This window comes from Halonatronum saccharophilum DSM 13868 (assembly GCF_000517025.1).
Classification (GTDB): Bacteria; Bacillota; Halanaerobiia; order Halobacteroidales; family Halobacteroidaceae; genus Halonatronum; species Halonatronum saccharophilum.
The window spans coordinates 390,226-406,605 of the sequence record NZ_KI912094.1 but is presented as its reverse complement, the minus strand read 5'-3'; the positions used below and the strand labels follow the sequence as shown (position 1 = coordinate 406,605).

Annotated in this window: 15 protein-coding genes; all 15 read left to right on the top strand. The window is 32.1% G+C overall.

Annotated features, from left to right (window positions below):
- Positions 1-23 precede the first annotated feature (23 nt).
- The 15 genes from waaF (HALSAC_RS16375) to HALSAC_RS0105405 all read left to right on the top strand — a co-directional run bounded on the left by waaF (HALSAC_RS16375) (position 24) and on the right by HALSAC_RS0105405 (position 16,143).
- Complete coding sequence (gene waaF, locus HALSAC_RS16375) at positions 24-2,405, top strand: lipopolysaccharide heptosyltransferase II (RefSeq protein WP_051412094.1); 2,382 nt, start codon at positions 24-26, stop codon at positions 2,403-2,405.
- Positions 2,406-2,532: 127 nt separating this feature from the next.
- Positions 2,533-3,534 carry a lipopolysaccharide heptosyltransferase II gene (gene waaF, locus HALSAC_RS0105470; protein ID WP_035571305.1) on the top strand — a complete coding sequence of 334 codons (1,002 nt, stop codon included), beginning with the start codon at positions 2,533-2,535 and terminating at the stop codon, positions 3,532-3,534.
- A gap of 81 nt (positions 3,535-3,615) precedes the next feature.
- Positions 3,616-4,314, top strand: coding sequence for a hypothetical protein (locus HALSAC_RS16370; protein WP_027339413.1), 699 nt, complete (start codon positions 3,616-3,618; stop codon positions 4,312-4,314).
- A 35-nt stretch (positions 4,315-4,349) separates the two neighbouring features.
- A complete protein-coding gene (locus HALSAC_RS0105460; protein WP_027339412.1) occupies positions 4,350-5,084 on the top strand; it encodes a glycosyltransferase in 735 nt (244 codons plus the stop codon).
- Between the two features lie 44 nt (positions 5,085-5,128).
- Positions 5,129-6,232, top strand: coding sequence for a glycosyltransferase family 4 protein (locus tag HALSAC_RS0105455; protein ID WP_027339411.1), 1,104 nt, complete (start codon positions 5,129-5,131; stop codon positions 6,230-6,232).
- Position 6,233: 1 nt separating this feature from the next.
- Positions 6,234-7,064 carry a lipopolysaccharide kinase InaA family protein gene (locus tag HALSAC_RS0105450; RefSeq protein ID WP_027339410.1) on the top strand — a complete coding sequence of 277 codons (831 nt, stop codon included), beginning with the start codon at positions 6,234-6,236 and terminating at the stop codon, positions 7,062-7,064.
- Between the two features lie 48 nt (positions 7,065-7,112).
- A complete protein-coding gene (locus tag HALSAC_RS0105445) occupies positions 7,113-7,988 on the top strand; it encodes a lipopolysaccharide kinase InaA family protein (protein WP_027339409.1) in 876 nt (291 codons plus the stop codon).
- Between the two features lie 35 nt (positions 7,989-8,023).
- Positions 8,024-8,887, top strand: coding sequence for a lipopolysaccharide kinase InaA family protein (locus HALSAC_RS0105440; RefSeq protein ID WP_027339408.1), 864 nt, complete (start codon positions 8,024-8,026; stop codon positions 8,885-8,887).
- A gap of 30 nt (positions 8,888-8,917) precedes the next feature.
- Positions 8,918-10,102, top strand: coding sequence for an O-antigen ligase family protein (locus tag HALSAC_RS0105435; protein WP_027339407.1), 1,185 nt, complete (start codon positions 8,918-8,920; stop codon positions 10,100-10,102).
- 437 nt (positions 10,103-10,539) lie between these two features.
- A complete protein-coding gene (locus HALSAC_RS0105430) occupies positions 10,540-11,412 on the top strand; it encodes an SLBB domain-containing protein (RefSeq protein WP_027339406.1) in 873 nt (290 codons plus the stop codon).
- Between the two features lie 123 nt (positions 11,413-11,535).
- Positions 11,536-11,892, top strand: a complete 357-nt coding sequence (locus HALSAC_RS0105425) for a four helix bundle protein (protein WP_027339405.1) — start codon at positions 11,536-11,538, stop codon at positions 11,890-11,892.
- Between the two features lie 67 nt (positions 11,893-11,959).
- A complete protein-coding gene (locus HALSAC_RS0105420; RefSeq protein WP_027339404.1) occupies positions 11,960-13,417 on the top strand; it encodes a GumC family protein in 1,458 nt (485 codons plus the stop codon).
- The gene (locus HALSAC_RS0105415; RefSeq protein WP_084804339.1) at positions 13,417-14,148 is read left to right on the top strand and encodes a CpsD/CapB family tyrosine-protein kinase; all 732 of its coding nucleotides are present in this window, start codon (positions 13,417-13,419) and stop codon (positions 14,146-14,148) included. The genes HALSAC_RS0105420 and HALSAC_RS0105415 overlap by 1 nt, the downstream gene beginning before the upstream one ends.
- Positions 14,149-14,195: 47 nt before the next feature.
- Positions 14,196-14,975 (top strand): tyrosine-protein phosphatase, encoded by a 780-nt coding sequence (locus HALSAC_RS0105410; RefSeq protein ID WP_027339402.1) that lies wholly within the window; start codon positions 14,196-14,198, stop codon positions 14,973-14,975.
- 187 nt (positions 14,976-15,162) lie between these two features.
- The gene (locus tag HALSAC_RS0105405; protein ID WP_027339401.1) at positions 15,163-16,143 is read left to right on the top strand and encodes a glycosyltransferase family 9 protein; all 981 of its coding nucleotides are present in this window, start codon (positions 15,163-15,165) and stop codon (positions 16,141-16,143) included.
- Positions 16,144-16,380: the final 237 nt, after the last annotated feature.

Genomic DNA, 16,380 nt, shown 5'->3' with positions numbered 1-16,380 from the left:
GGTTAATAACAAGGAGTGCGCATATGAAGAGATTATATTACATTATCTATGATATCTTACTTATAGTACTATTAATAATTTACTCGCCAGTAATTTTTTACAAGACCTTAATAACAAGGGAATATAAGGAGGGATTCTGGGAGCGTTTTGGTTTTTTGCCTAATGAGATTAAAGAGATAACAAGAGGTAATAAGGTTGTCTGGGTTCATGCAGCTTCTGTAGGAGAGGTGGGAGCAGCTAGTCCTTTGATTAAGGAATTAAGGAATAAAGCTCCAGATGCTAAGATTCTTTTATCTACTATGACAGCTACAGGTAGGCGAATGGGAAGGACGGTAGTAAAAGAAATTGATGGTTTAATTTATGTGCCTTGTGATCTCTCATTTGCAGTTAAAAGGACTATGAGATTAGTAAAACCAGAACTTTTATTGATTATAGAGACAGAGCTTTGGCCTAATTTAATTAGAGTAGCTAAGGGTAATGAAGCTCAAATTATGATAGCCAGTGGGCGTATTGGAGATAAGAGTTATAATAAGTATAAATATTTAGGTCCATTATTAAAGGATACTTTATCTAAGGTGGATCTCTTTAGTATGCAATCAAAGAAGGATAAGAAGAGGATAATATCTTTAGGGGCCAAGGCTGATAAGGTCTGTAATAACGGAAATACTAAGTTTGACCAAGATTATGGAACTTTAGACAACAAAGAAAAAGCTGGTATTTACAAGGAGTTTGGTTTAAATCCTAAGGATCCAATTTTGGTAATAGGGAGTACTCATGAGAATGAAGAGGAGATGTTAATTCCTTTATATAAGGGATTAAAGGATAAACACTCTAAGCTTGTAACTATAATTGCACCTCGTTATCCAGATAGAGCTAAAGAGGTTGAGAAGATTTATAATGAAGAAGGTATTAAGACTATCCGTAGAACTAAGATAGATGAGCGCAATGGAGAGTCACTAATCATTCTTGATACTATTGGTGAGTTGGCCAAGTTTTATGGTATTGGTGACTTAATCTTTGTAGGTGGGAGTTTAATTCCTAGAGGTGGACATAATATTTTAGAGCCTGCTTCCCAAGGTAAGTTAGTCTTCTTTGGGCCGCATACTTTTAATTTTAAGGATAGCAGGAAGCTCCTATTGGATAAGGAAGTTGGAGTTGAGGTTAAAGGTATCAATGAGTTATTAAACAAGATGGGATATTACCTTTCTTATCCTAAGAAGTTAAAGGAGAAGGAGAAATTAGCTTTAAAGGTTATAGAAGAGAATAAAGGTGCTTCTTGGCGTAACGGGGAGTTGGCTTCACATTTAGTTAAGAGAGGCGGTACTTTGGAGATATTATTAATCCGCTTAAGTGCTATTGGTGATGTTATTCACTCTCTTCCTATTGCTAAAGAGATAAGAGAGAACTATCCAGAAGCTAAAATAACTTGGATAGTAGAAGATAAGGCCCAAGCTGTAGTAGCTAATAATCCTTATTTAGATAGGATTATAGTTATGCCTAAGGCTAAATGGAAGAGAGAGTTTAAGGATGATAAGCTAGGTACTTTAAAAGAAATAAGGGCTTTCTTTAAAGAGCTAAGAAGTAATAAATTTGATATTGCTTTAGATGTTCATGGATTATTTAAGAGTGGTATAACCTGTTTTTTTAGTGGTGCTAAGAGAAGAATTGGTCCTGCAGATGGGAGAGAAGGTTCTAAAATCTTTTATAATGAGATGGTTAATTTGCCAAAAGGGAAGATACACCAGATAGATAGGAGCTTTTACTTAGCCAAGTCATTAGGCGGAGTAAGTGGGCAGGTGGATTTTGGGATAACTTTAAATCCTCAAGAAGAATTAAAGGTGCAAAAGGTATTACGGGATTTAAATTTAAATGAGAATAAACCTTTAATAGTTATTAATCCTTTTACCAGTTGGTCATCAAAGAATTGGTTGAAGATACGTTATGCTAAATTGGCTGATAAGTTGATTGAAGAGTATGGATGTGAGGTTATATTTACAGGAAGTCCAGCTGATAGAGGTGGAGTAGAGAAGATAAGAGCGTTGATGAGAAGGTGGGCTGTAAATTTAGCTGGACAGACAACTTTAAAGGAACTGGCTGGAATTTATAAAGAAAGTGACTTCTTTATTGGAGGAGATACCGGGCCAATGCACTTAGCAGTTGCTGTAGATACTCCAGTAATAGCCCTTTTTGGGCCAACAGACCCTAAAACCCATGGCCCTTATGGGCATAAGCATACCGTTATCCAAAAGGAGATGGACTGCTTAGGCTGCTGGAAGCGTAAATGCAAGAAGGGGAAAACTTGTATGAGTGCTATTAGTGTCGAAGATGTTTTAGTTTGCGTGAATAAATTGATAACTGATAGTTATAAATCTTTAAAAGAAAAAGATCAAAGGCTTAGACGCTGACTAAGGTCTGACAAGAGCCGACAAGGTCAGGACAAGAGATTAAATAATAAAATTAATAGATTTTAGTTTTTGCTTTGAACTGTCAATTCTTAATTATCAATTTTCAACTGAACTTAAGAGGTGAGCTATGAATAATATAAAAGAAGCTAAGAAAATATTAATAATTGATTTACTTTATCTGGGTGATTTGATCTTTACTACCCCTTTTTTAAGGAGTCTAAGAAAGGCTTATCCAAAGGCAAGAATTGATCTGGTGGCTAATTCTATCTTTGCCCCGATTATGGAGGATAATCCCCATTTGGATAATATCTATGCTTATAATAAAAAGTGGTCTATTAAGGAGTCCCTAAACTTTGCTAAGAGCTTAAGAGAAGAAAATTATCAGTTGGGTCTTAATATTCATGGTAATTGGCGAACGGCTCTGCTTTTAAGGTCTATTAAGCCTGAGTATAGTATCGGCTATGGTGGTAAAGGAAGAGGAATCTTCTTACAAGAGGAGTTGGCCCCTTCTAAGGAGAAACATATGGTAGAGGTTTATCTAGATTTTTTAAAGGATTTAGGGTTAGCAGTAGATAAGGATAGATCATTGGAGCTAGGAGTAGATTCTAAAGCTAAGGAGTCTATGGAGGATTTCTTGAAAGAAGAGTGTGTAAGTGAAGGTGATAGGATAGTTGGGATCAACACTGGTGGAAGTTGGCCCACTAAGCGGTGGACTAAGAAGGGTTTTGCCCAGCTTGCTGATGCTTTAATGACTAGAGGTGATAAGGTGATCTTCTTTGGTGGTCCAACTGATGTAAAATGTGTAGAAGAGATTGTTGGTATGATGGAGAAAACTCCGATAATTGCAGCAGGTCGGACAAGCTTAAAGGAGTTAGCGGCTTTAGCTAGCCTTTGTGAGCTCTTTATCAGTGGAGATAGCGGGCCAATCCATGTTGCGGCGGCTGTAGGGACCAAGACAGTTGCGATCTTTGGCCCGTCAGATGAGAAGAAGTATAGACCTTATGGTGAAGGGCATATAGTTCTAGAGAATGGGATTGAGTGTCGTCCTTGTGGGGAGCATCAGTGCCCTTTAGAGCATCATAATTGTATGGAGAAGGTAGGGTATCAAAAGGTAATTGATAAATTATAATTTACAATGAATAATGAACATTATAATTTGTCAATTAATTATGAAAGTTTTAAAAATTATTTAAAGAGGTGTTGGTGGAGGATGGCTTATTATATTGGGAAGAGTTTAAAGGTTATGATGGAAAAAATGGCTAACGACCCTTTGGTTATTAATGTAAACCCTGGAAAAGTTGATCTATATAGTACAAAGCCACATAGTCATTTTAAGAAACGTTGCAAAAAGATATCTTGGGGTAAGAGCTTAAAGAATTTTTTGTTAGATAAAGAAGAGCTAATAAGACAACTTTATTTTATATCGGGAGATTGGGATTTAAAGGCTAGCTCTTATAGAGATTATGAGACTTATAAATATATGAAAGAAATCTATGAGAGCGATGACTATACTCAGACTCAAAGGTATAAAGATTTGATGGAGGTTATCGATAAAGGAGAGAAGTTCAAACATAAAGGGCCAAAGATGAAGACCAAAGAAGATGTTAGAGAAAGATATTTCAAACGATATCTAAAGGTATTTAAGAGTATGGAAGAGAACGGGTATCTGCCTGGAAAAGCTATTGATATAGGTTTTGCTGCTATTGGAAGAAATGGAGAGGTTATCAAGATGCAAAGAGGACGCCATCGTTTAGCAATTGCAAAACTTGTCGGTGTAGAATCAATTCCTCTTAAGGTAATCTATATTCATCCCAAGTGGGTGGAGAAAGAAGCTATAGGAATTAGAGGAGAATTTTCTTTAGAAGGTTTAGGAAGGGCTTTAAATAAAGTTGAAGGTGATTATAGATAAGTTGTTATTTATTGATAAAAAAGGGGGAGCGAATAGTGACATTAGGAGTTTTGCTTCTTACATATAATGAAGAGGAGAATATTAAAGAGTGCCTGGAGAGTGTTAAATGGGCTGATGAGATAGTCCTAGTTGACTCTTATAGTAAGGATAGGACTTTAGAGCTTGCAAAAGAATATACGGATAAGGTTTATCAGAGAAGCTTTGATGACTTTGCTAGTCAGAGAAATTATGGGCTAGATAGAATAGAATCAGATTGGGTTCTTGTAGTTGATGCAGATGAACGGATAACTTCAGTCCTTAAAGAGGAGATAAATTCTGTACTTAAAGAAGCTAAAGGGGATGGATATAGAGTTCCAAGGAAGAACTTTTTTTTAGGTAAATGGATTAAATACTGTGGATGGTATCCTGATCATACTCTGCGTTTATTTAAATCTCATATTCGTTATAGTGGGAAGGTGCATGAGAGCCCAAATCTTAAGAGGAATATTATAGATTTGCAAAATTCCTTGATTCATTACACTTATAGGGATTTGGCCCACTACCTTAATAAAATCAATCATTATACTACTTTAGATGCTAATGAAAAGTATTTAAAGGGTAAGAAGAAGGGGATAGCTTATATAATTTTTAGACCTTTATTGGAGTTTATCAAGAAGTTTATCTTTAAAAAGGGATTTTTGCTTGGGAAGCAAGGGTTTATATTATCAGTTCTATCTTCTTACTATCAGTTCTTAAAATATATAAAGCTTTGGGAGAAGAATAATAAATAAAAATTAAGAACTAAAATAAGAGTAGAAGGGGTAGATTAAATAAGATGAAAAAAATATTTTTCTTAAATACCTGTGTAGCTTGGGGCGGAGGAGAGAAATGGACCTTTGAAACAGCAAAGGAGTTAGATAAGAGAGGTTATAAAGTTATAGTTGGTAGTGTAGAAGAGAGTGAGCTTTATAAGCGAGCTCAAAAATCTGGAATAGAGGCTAAGGTAGTGCCGATAAAGGGGAGTGCTTCTTTACTTAATCCTATAAAACTTTTTTCTTTTGTTAATTATTTAAAGAGAGAGAATATAGAGGTTTTATTTTTAAATTTATCTCAAGACCTTAAATTTGGTGCTATTGCAGGAAGGTTAGCAGGTGTAGAACAAATAATTTATCGGCGTGGTAGTGCAATTCCAATTAAAGATAGATTTTATACAAAGTTTTTATTAGGAGGTTGTGTAACTCATATAATTGCTAATTCTAAAGCTACTAAAGAGACAATTTTAAGAAATACTTCCCAGTGGTTAGATGAGAATAAGATAGAGATTATTTATAACGGGATAAAATTAGAACAGATTAATAGTGTTAAGTTAGGTACTAATATTAGAAAAGAGTTTGGTATAGGTGAAGATGAGGTTTTAATGGCTAATGTAGGAAGGTTAAGTCGGCAAAAAGGTCATCAATATTTAGTTAAGGCCATTGATTTACTAAGAGAAAAGGTTGATAATTTTAAAGTGTTGTTGGTAGGTAAGGGAGAATTAGAAATTAAAATAAAAGCACAAGTAAGAGAGTTAGGTTTAGAGGATTATATTATTTTTACTGGTTTTAGAACTGATGTTTATAGTTTGATGGACCAGATTGATTTTTTAGTACATACTGCATTGTGGGAAGGCTTTGGTTTTGTGATTGCAGAGGCGATGGCCGTTGCTAAACCGGTAGTTAGTACTGATGTGAGCAATATAGCTGAGATTATGGTTGATGGGCAGACAGGTTATTTGGCTGAAGCTAAGAATTCTCAAGATATAGCAGATAAGATTTTGCAAATGATAAGAAATGATCAAAAAAGGCAAATGGGACAAAAAGGAAGAGAAGTAGTAAGAGATAACTTTATATTTACAGATAAGGTAGATCAACTAGAAAGAATATACTTTAAGGAGAGATAAGATGGTAGATATTAAATTACAAGAGGTGAGTAGAGGTGTAGATAAGATTAATCAGAATATTACAGCAGATAATCAATTGCTGTGGATAGCTGATCAGTGGAAGAGTAATCAATTTCAAGAGTATATAGAGTCTATTCCTAATCAAATAGCTTCAGGAGATATTATTTATGACAAACGTAATCTATTAGTTCGTATTCCAGTAGATGAAAACTTAGGTATTAAGCAAGATGTAGTAATTAAGAAGTTTAAGTTAACTCGAAAATATGATCAATTGCGATTTAGATTCCTAAAGTCTAAAGCAATACGTTCATTGAAGTTGGCTATGGCCTTAGAGAAGATTGGTATTAATACGCCAAAGCCAATTGCAGTAATTGAAAAGAGAGATAAGTATAAGAAAATATTATATAGTTACTTTATTTGTGAGTATGTAGATTATAATTATAATTTATTAGATATTGTAAAGGATGATGGTCACCCCTTAAGGGAAAAGGTTAAAGAATTTTTACCACAGATTGCTCAAGATATAAGGAAAATGCATGATGCAGGAGTCGTTCATTATGATCTTCATGCTGGGAATATCTTGGTTAAGAATATAGATAATCCAGAGTTTTATTATATCGATTTGAATCGAGGTCGGATTAAGAAAAAATTAAGTCGCAAGGCTAGGATGAAGGATTTAGCTAGATTTAAATTAACTGCTACAGAAGAAGAAATCTTTATTAATAATTATGAACCTCAAAATAGTAAAAAGTGGTTAGAGTTAATGAGAAAGAGTAGAGCAAGAAGAAAGAAGATTAGAAGAATTAGAAAGAAGATTAAAAAATTTATATAGTTGTTGATATGAGGAAAATTTAATAAGTCAAAAGGTGGTTTTATTTTTATGTCATTAAAAAAAGAAGCTTTTGATCATAAGATTAAGGTTTATTACCAAGATAATCTTAATAAGAAGCTATATCAAAAAGTCATAGAATGTTTTAATAGTGATTGTCATTCTCAAGGTGGGTTTCATCTTATAAAGGATGAAAAGAACCGTCAAGTCTTTAAGTTAGATTTTAAGGGTAAAGTTTATTATTTAAAGAAATATTCATATAGAAAGTTGAGTAAAAGAATAAAGAATTTATTTAGGCCTGAAGAAGCTATACGAAGTTTTATCACTTCAAATAAATTATTAATGAATGATATTCCTGTAGTTAAGCCTATTCTAGCTTTAACTTATAAACATAATTTTTTCACATATGACAGTATCTTTGTAACAGAAGAGGCTGATGGAATAGATTTCAAGCAGAACTTGATAGAAAATGAGTATACTGATAAAGAAATAAGAAAGCAATTTAAAAGAGTAGGAGAATTATGGTTTCAATTGCTTAACAACAATTTTTATCATGGAGATCCTAGCTTAGCAAATGTTTTAATTGCTTTTAAAGAAAATGATATTAAGTTATCTTTAGTAGATGTAGATAACATTAAAAGCTTTCCTTTTTTTACTTGGAAGAGAGTTTTAAAGGCTTTGATTAAATTTAATGCTCATATATATTCTGCCTTAAATGAACCTGAAATTACAGAGTTGGGTTATAGGGATAGGATTCATTTCTTTAAGCAGGTTGTAAATAAGTATAATAAAGGTGAGAAGTTTCAAGAAATTATGAATTATATTAATTTAAAGACAGTGAAAAAGTTACTTAAATGGGAGAAGAGAGAGTGGATTTTTAATGATAAAATTTTAAATCAAACATATAAAGAATTAAAAGATAAATAGATTATTATTATTGCACAGGAAAGGATCATATTATAGTGGGTTTAGAACAAGAGAATTATAATTCCAAAATTAAAATTTATTATAAAAATAATTATCAAAAAGATTTAGCCCAAGAGATTATTGAGTATATTTGGTTTGAAGATAGAACTAATGCTCATAGATTTAAATTAGTTAAGGATGATAAAAAAGGAAAGGTTTATAGATTTAAGTTTGATAAGCAAGCTTATTATTTAAAATATTATGCGCATAGAAGAACTAAAAAAGTCATTAAAAATTTGTTTAGACCTGTAGAAGCAATCAGACATTTTAAGACTATACTTAGATTAAAGTCAGCTAATATTCCAGTGATTGAACCAGTATTATCTTTAACATATAAACAAAATTTATTTATTACTGATAGTATTTTTGTTACTAAGGAGTTTGAAGGCATTAGTTTATTTGATTATATAAAAAATAAAGATTATAACTTGAAAGAAAGAAGAAATATTGTCAAAGGACTAGGTCAGATCTGGGGAAAGTTGCTTGGCAATAATTTTTCCCATCAAGATCCAGGCTTGCAAAATTTTATGATTAATCTTAATAGTAATAAAATTGTTTTAATTGATGTAGATAATATTTATTGGATTCCAATATCGGTTAAAAGAGTAGTATTAGAATCATTAGTTAGGTTTTATGATCGATCTTTATCTAACTTTCATCAGACTGATGCCAAATCATTAACAGCTCAAGAAAGAATTTTGTTTGTAAAAAAATTATTCAAGCACTATCATACAAAAATTAAAAAGTCTGAATTTATAGATAGAATTAATCATTTAACAATTAAAAGATTAACTAAAAATAATAAAATTTATCGAATCAATAAAGATAATATTTTGAGTTCTATTTATAATAAAAAATAAGATAATAAATCAAATAATAAGGAGATGATTATGAAAAAAGAAGGAGTCATTAATTATATAGATAAGTTGATTATTGGTGGTTTGGGGTTAATGGCTTTTAGTTCAGCGCTGGCTATGGCTGGTTCTAGTATAGGATTTGGTTTGGCATTATTAGGGTGGTTAATTAAGATGACCATTACTAAAGAAACAGAAATTAAAAACAATCCATTAAATATACCGATTAGTATATTTTTGATAACAGCTATGATATCATTCATTGGTAGTTATAATTTAACAGAGAGTATAGATGAGTTAACTAGTTATCTTTTACCTGTTATATTATATTATATAATAGTTTCTAATATTTCCAACTTAAATACAGTTAAAAAGTTATTTAATCTTGGGTTGGCTTCTACAGTTATATCTGCTTCTTATGCTCTGTTTTGGCAGCATTATAAGTTGGGTATGAGGCGGGTTGATTCTGGCTGGATGGCCATTGATTTTGGTGCAGTATTGCTGATATATTCATTATTCACTTTAATTTATTTATTATGGGGTAGTAATGGTTTTAAAGATAAGGCTAAGTATGGGATATTGTTAGTTCTTATCTCTTTAACTCTTATTTATAATCAGACTAGAGGAGCTTGGCTGGGTTTAATAGGTTCTTCTGTGCTCTCCTTTTGGTTTTATGATAAAAAATGGATACCTATATTTTTGATTATTATTGTATTAGTAGCTTCATTTGCTTCAGAACCCATACAGAGTAGAATTAGGAGTATTACTAATTTAGAATATAATCGAAGTAATTTACAACGAATTTATTTGTGGCGAGGAGCTATAGAAATGTTTCAAGACCATCTAATTAATGGTGTTGGCTTAGGTAATTTTAAAGAGGTTTATGAAGATTATTATCACGATCCTTATGTTACTGTTACTTCTCATGCTCATAATAACTTTTTTAATTTCTTAGCTGAGACAGGAATTATTGGTTTTACAGGTTTTGTTTATTTAATATACTTTATTTTAAAGTATTTATACATTAATTATTCTAAGATAAAAGAGAATTACTATAAGTTATTTGTATTATCTACCTTTGCTGTGTTCTTAGGGGTCTTTGTAATCTTAGGGTTTTTTGAATCTAATTTTTATCGGTCTATACCTGGTAGATCTGTTTGGTTTATATTAGGTTTAGCAGTTGTAATTATTAATAATTTAGTTGAAGGTGCTAAGGGCTAAGAATACTAGTTAAATAGTAGTAATTAATTAGCAGCCAGGTTATTGGTCTTTATTAATACTAGCTAATTCATAAATAGTGAAAAAAGTTGTTTAGTAGAAAATAAAAATTCAGATGATATAGCTAAGAATATGATTGATAATGAGAAGCGAAATAGCTCAAAATTATTTTTCATTAGAAAAGATGATTGATAATATTGAAAAGAAGATATTCGAAGTTTAATCAATAATTTGAATTGCTAATAGCAATTTAAATCTTCCTACCTTTATGTTATAATGTTAAATGGTGGAATAATTAAATTGGTAATGTATTCTAAAGTTATATTTGAGCAGGATAAATTGATAAGGGTGTTGAATTATATATATAATAGCTAAAAAGTTATTAGAAAAAGAGATTAATTAAATATATATTAATAGATAAAACTAATAGGAGGTTATATATGAAGAAGTCGGTCCTTATACTTATTTTTATTTTTACTATTATAGGAGCTGCTCTTCCAGTAGAAGGAGCAGATTATAGGTTACAAGTAGATGATCGTATCTACATATCTATCTGGGGTCATAATGATCTGCAAAGAGAGGTTAGGGTTGATCCATCTGGAATGATTAATTTTCCGCTTTTAGGTGAAGTTGAGGTTGAAGGCTTGAAGGTTAGCCAAGTTACAGATTTAATATGGGAAGAGTTGATTAATTATATCAAAATCGATAGGTCTTATGTCAATGTAACTTTAAAAGAGTATAGAAGAGTTAGAGTAAGGCTTTTAGGTGAGGTAGCTAATCCAGGAAGTTATGAGATAAGAGGTGGAGATCGGGTCTTGGATTTAATCTCTTTAGCTGGAGGGCCAACAAATCGTGCCAACTTAGAAGATTTAAGGTTAAATCGTAAGGAAGAATCTTATAATCTAAATCTTAAGGATCTCTTAGAAGGTAATGATAATATAGATAATATGATTCTTAAAGCTGGAGACACCTTATACTTAGGTGAGAATAGTATTGAAGTTAATATTTTAGGTGAAATTAGAAGCTCAGGTAGTTATGACTTAAAAGAAGGAAGTAGTATAAAGGACTTAATTGCTAAAGCTGGAGGAGTTAGCTCAGAGGCTTCTAATAAAATTGAATATACTCTTAATGGAGAAAGTAGAAGCTTAGATTTAAGAGATATTCTAAAGGGTGGAGATGATAATTTAAACTTAGAAGATGGTGCTACTCTTTATATCAATAAGTCTAGATTTAACCCAAGAAGGATGTCATTTTGGAGAAATTTATTCTTCTTTGTTGGTGGAATTAATGAAATAAATGATCTAATAAATTGAGAGTGGATAATTGATAATTGAAAGTTTAAGAGTATGAAGATCAGTTGATAGTTGAAGAATAAAAGTTGAACGTTTGGTAATAATAACCACTAGAATTAATATTAAAATCAAAGGGTGGTTATTATGAGCAGAAAAGATAGTATTGTATATATTAAAGCGTTTGATTTTTCTGTTAAGGTGGTAAAATTGTATAAGTTTTTAGAAGAAAGAAGAGAGTATGTTATAGGTAAACAATTATTAAAATCTGGAACCAGTGTAGGTGCCAATATTAGAGAAGGTTTAGAAGGGCAGAGTAAGAAAGACTTTATTTCAAAGTTATCGATTGCATTAAAGGAGGCTGTTGAGACAGAGTACTGGCTTGAATTATTAGTAGCAGCAGAACTTGTAGAATATAATAAGGTTGATAGTCTTTTATCTGATGCAAGAGAAATAATTAGAATATTGGTTGCTATAATAAAAACCAGCAAAGGTGATAATTAACAATTTGGTTTTAACTATTAATTATCAACTATCAATTTTCAACTAGTATAAAGTCGGGAGGATAGATATGGAAGAGATGAACCAAGATTTTGTAGAGATAGATTTAAGGGAATATTTTAATATATTATGGGCTAAGAAGTGGATTATTATAGGTTTTGCTGCTTTGGCCCTTATAGTATCTTTTGTTTTTAGTAATCGTATGACTAGAATCTATCAATCTTCTACCTTAGTTATGATAGAAGAGGATGGCGGTATGGAAGCTTTATTTACTGATGGGATGATGGGTGGGTTTGGTTCTAGATCTAATAAAGCTGCTACTTATACTCAAATTTTAAAAAGCAGGAGAATATTAGATGGTGTAATCCAAAAATTAGATTTAAGAGATGAGGAGAGTGGGGAATATATTAGAACTAGCTCTTTAAGAAATAATGTTAGCATAAGTAGTGGTGGAGATACTAATCTTTTAACGATTACAGCTGATTATCCAGATCCAGTTATAGCCAAGGAGATAGCCAATACTTTAGTGAGTACCTTTCAAAGGGAGAATCAAAGAATAAATCAGGCTAATCTTACTGGGGCTTCAGATTTTATTAATGATCAATTGACTGAAGTAGAAGATAATTTAATTAGGTTAGAAAATTCACTTTTAGAGTATAAGGATGAGCATGGAGTAATTTATCCTAGCAAGCAGGGTGAAGCATCCTTAAATCGTTTATTTAATTTAGAGATGGGGATTGCTGAAGGAGAGGTAGAGCTAAAGCAGGCTAAAGCTAGTTTGGCTGAAGTTGAGAATAATCTAGAGAGAAAGGATGCCCAAATAGTCTCAAGTAGGAATATTACTGAGAATCCGATAATTAGAAGTTCAAAGGCTAGATTGGCTGATTTGGAGATAGAATTGGTAGGGCTTTTGGAGAATTATACTGATAATCATCCGCAAGTTAGACAACTTAGAACTAAGATTAAAGAGTTGGAAAGTAGAATAGGTGAAGAGGTAAATGAGATTGTCAGTTCTCGAACTGAAAGTGTTAACCCATTATATAGAAGTTTAGAAGCTGACTTTATTCAGTTACAAACTAAAATAATTGCTTCTAAAGTAAAATTAGAGGCTTATAAAGATGAAGTGGCTTCTTTAGAAGGAAAGGTTTCTGTTTTACCTAAGCGTGAACTGGATTTGGCTAGGTTACAAAGAGAAACTAAGATAGCAGAAACTCTTTATACTATGTTAATGGAGCGTAGAGAAGAAATTAATATCCAAAGAGCGATGCAATCTTCAGATATGATTGTAATTGATGAGGCTATAATTAACGAGAATCCTATTAGTCCACGAATTAAGTTGAATATGGCAATAGCTCTTGTTTTAGCTATTTTTATAGCTGTAGGTATAATCTTTTTAATTGAATTTTTAGATACGACAGTTAAGGATGCAAATGATATTGAAAGGTTGACAGGGTTACCTGTCTTAGGTATTACCCCAGACTTAGGTGAGATAGATCATTCCCAAGGTTATGGAAGGGGAGATATGTAATGTTTAATCTTTTTAAGAAAAAGAATGATAGTAGGCAAAATCTAAGGACTAGAAATAATGAGCTTATAGTTCATCATAACCCTAAGTCTCCTGCCTCTGAAGCTTATCGAAGTATTAGGACTAATATCAGTTTTTTAAGCCCTGATAATCCATTAAAGAAGATTCTTTTAACCAGTAGCGGGCCAAGTGAAGGGAAGTCTTTAACTGTTGCTAATCTTGCAATTTCAATGGCTCAAAATGGGAAAAAGGTAATAATAATTGATGCAGATATGAGAAAGCCAATGCAACACAAGTTTTATAATTTGACCAATTTTGAAGGCTTGAGCAATATTTTAACAGGGGATATAAGCTTTGAAGAGGGGATTAAGGATACTGATATAGATAATTTGCGAGTAATAACTACAGGAACTACACCTCCAAATCCTGCTGAACTTTTAAATTCAAAAAGGATGGATGATTTAATTGATAAAGCCGAAGAGGAAGCAGATATTCTATTTATCGATACTCCCCCAGTCATTGCTGTTACTGATGCTGCTGTTTTATCAAGCAAGGTTGATGGAACTATTATTGTAGTAGCTTCTCATCAAGCTCAAGAACAGATGGTAGCTCAAGCTAAGGATTTACTAGATAAGGCTAGGGCCAATCTCATTGGTGTGGTAATGACAAAGTGTCCAGTTAAAGATAGTAGCAATCAATACTACTATTATTATGGAAACTCTTTGAAAGGATAATCAATTAAAAACCGTACACTTTATAATAAACAATGGGGGTGAAATAGGTGATCGATTTGCATACTCATATACTACCAAGCGTTGATGATGGTGCTAAGGACTTAAGTGAGTCTTTGGAAATTGGACGAGAAGCAATGAGGCAAGGGGTTACTAAGATAGTGACCACCCCTCATTATTTAGAAGGAGAGTATGAATTAAGTTTCAAGGAACTTCAAGATCGGGTTGTAGCTTTGCAAGAGGAGTTTGATCGAGAAGGTATAGAGATTGAATTATTGACCGGTAGTGAAGTCTACTTAACAGCTGACTTAGCTAAGAAAGCTAAGGATGGTAAGTTGACTACTATTAATGGTACTAAGTATTTATTAATTGAGTTCTCTATGCGAAGTATGCCTTCTTATGTTGATGATGTTCTTTATGATTTAAATGCTTTAGGTTATAAACCAATCATTGCTCACCCAGAGCGCTACTTTGAAATTATGGAGGATCCTAATATTCTTTATAATTGGGTAGAAGGTGGGGTGTTGGCCCAGCTTAATGGTGGAAGTCTTCTTGGACAGTTTGGTACTAAAGTAAAGGAGACAGCAGAGATATTAGTTGAGCATAATCTTGTTCAATTAATAGGGTCAGATCTCCATTCTAACCGCTATCGCAAGGAGTGTTTGGAAGAATCTTATAAAGCTCTAGAAGGCTTAATTGGTGATAGACATAAAAAATTTTTGGTTAATACAGAAAATGTTGTAGAAGGCAAGGATGTTGAAGTTAATCCTATATTATATAAAATAAAGTCTGGGGTCTTTGGTAGGTTTAAGAAGGCTTTAGGTTTTTAAGTAAAGCAATGAGGATATCCTCATTGCTTTTTGTTTGATAAGATTAATTTGTGCATTGGTTCTTTGTATTTTTATATTTATTAGTATTATATATTGCAATTTTCATAATAGAAATAAAGGAAATCTAAACTTTTATCTTGAATATTACCTTAAGTAAGGGCAATAATGTATTTTTGGAGGTTTGTAAATGGATTTAACTGCAAAGAAGGTTTTGTTAATAAATTTTGGTGAAATAAGTGATTTGGTTTTAACTCTTCCTATTTTTGATATTTTAAAGGGGTATTCAGATATTTCACTGACCCTATTGACTTTAAAGGAGAATGAAGAGATCTTATTAAATCATCCTTTGCTTGATCAACTTATATTATTTGATAAGAATGGAATTGTTGAAGAGCGTCAAGGTGGTAAGATCAAGGTTTTAAACTCCTTTAAATCATTGAAGAAGGAATTAAAAAAAGGAAACTATGACCTTGGTTTTGATTTGGAAGGAAACTTTAGAAGTTCTCTATTATCCCTTTTAAGTCGAGTTAAGAAGCGAGTAGGGTTTGAAGATAGACTATATAGATTATTTTATAATTATACTATATCGCGAAAAGGTGAACATAAATTAGGGCAGTATTTATCTTTGTTAGATACTATAGGGGTAGATAAGAATAAAAAATTAGAGTATCCACTTCCTAAATGGGAAAGGGCCAAAGGCTATGTCCAGAATATATGTAATAAGAATGAATTTTTTAATAATTCACCATTAATAGCCCTTTATCCATCAGGTAAAGAAGGAGGGTGGAGTGAGGATGATTATCGTCAACTTGATAAGTGGATAGAGGAGAATTTGCAGCAGGATGCATTAGTATTTACTAATGGTCAAGGAATAGGAGATGCTTTAATTAGCTCTAAAAGAAATAAGAGGATTCATACTCTAGTGCGAAGGATGGATTTAAAGTGTCAAATTGAACTATTAAAGCAAGTTGATATATTAATTACTGATGATATTACTGCGATGGCTTTAGCAAACATAAGCAAAACACCAACTATAGCTTTAAGCAATAGTCAAAGTCAGAAAGTTGGCCCATATGAGGGTAACAATCTGGTTTTAAAGGGCCCAGATGACCAAGTATCCAATATTAAAGTTGAGACAGTAACAGATTTTATAGGAAATTTCTGTTAGAGGAATCTGGAATCAGTAAGATCATAGGTCAAAGTCAAATGGTTAGCCACTAATCAACACGAATTAAACGAATCTAAAATAAAATCTAGTATTAAAATTAATAAGGGTCTAGTCGAACCTTAGTCATCTTTTATCTAAGGTTTAGTCTGCGCCTATCTTTTGGATTTATGCTTTAATCATTTTTTATCTGTGATAAGCCTTTGATTTAATATCTTGACATCATTGATTCCTGATTCC

What these genes read in the sequence shown, in the direction of transcription:
- HALSAC_RS0105425 (WP_027339405.1), top strand. Translation starts at nt 11,536, where the DNA reads ATGAGCAGAAAAGATAGTATTGTATATATTAAAGCGTTTGATTTTTCT.
- HALSAC_RS0105430 (WP_027339406.1), top strand. Translation starts at nt 10,540, where the DNA reads ATGAAGAAGTCGGTCCTTATACTTATTTTTATTTTTACTATTATAGGA.
- waaF (WP_051412094.1), top strand. Translation starts at nt 24, where the DNA reads ATGAAGAGATTATATTACATTATCTATGATATCTTACTTATAGTACTA.
- HALSAC_RS0105435 (WP_027339407.1), top strand. Translation starts at nt 8,918, where the DNA reads ATGAAAAAAGAAGGAGTCATTAATTATATAGATAAGTTGATTATTGGT.
- HALSAC_RS0105405 (WP_027339401.1), top strand. Translation starts at nt 15,163, where the DNA reads ATGGATTTAACTGCAAAGAAGGTTTTGTTAATAAATTTTGGTGAAATA.
- HALSAC_RS0105455 (WP_027339411.1), top strand. Translation starts at nt 5,129, where the DNA reads ATGAAAAAAATATTTTTCTTAAATACCTGTGTAGCTTGGGGCGGAGGA.
- HALSAC_RS0105445 (WP_027339409.1), top strand. Translation starts at nt 7,113, where the DNA reads ATGTCATTAAAAAAAGAAGCTTTTGATCATAAGATTAAGGTTTATTAC.
- HALSAC_RS0105450 (WP_027339410.1), top strand. Translation starts at nt 6,234, where the DNA reads ATGGTAGATATTAAATTACAAGAGGTGAGTAGAGGTGTAGATAAGATT.
- HALSAC_RS0105415 (WP_084804339.1), top strand. Translation starts at nt 13,417, where the DNA reads ATGTTTAATCTTTTTAAGAAAAAGAATGATAGTAGGCAAAATCTAAGG.
- HALSAC_RS0105420 (WP_027339404.1), top strand. Translation starts at nt 11,960, where the DNA reads ATGGAAGAGATGAACCAAGATTTTGTAGAGATAGATTTAAGGGAATAT.
- HALSAC_RS16370 (WP_027339413.1), top strand. Translation starts at nt 3,616, where the DNA reads ATGGCTTATTATATTGGGAAGAGTTTAAAGGTTATGATGGAAAAAATG.
- waaF (WP_035571305.1), top strand. Translation starts at nt 2,533, where the DNA reads ATGAATAATATAAAAGAAGCTAAGAAAATATTAATAATTGATTTACTT.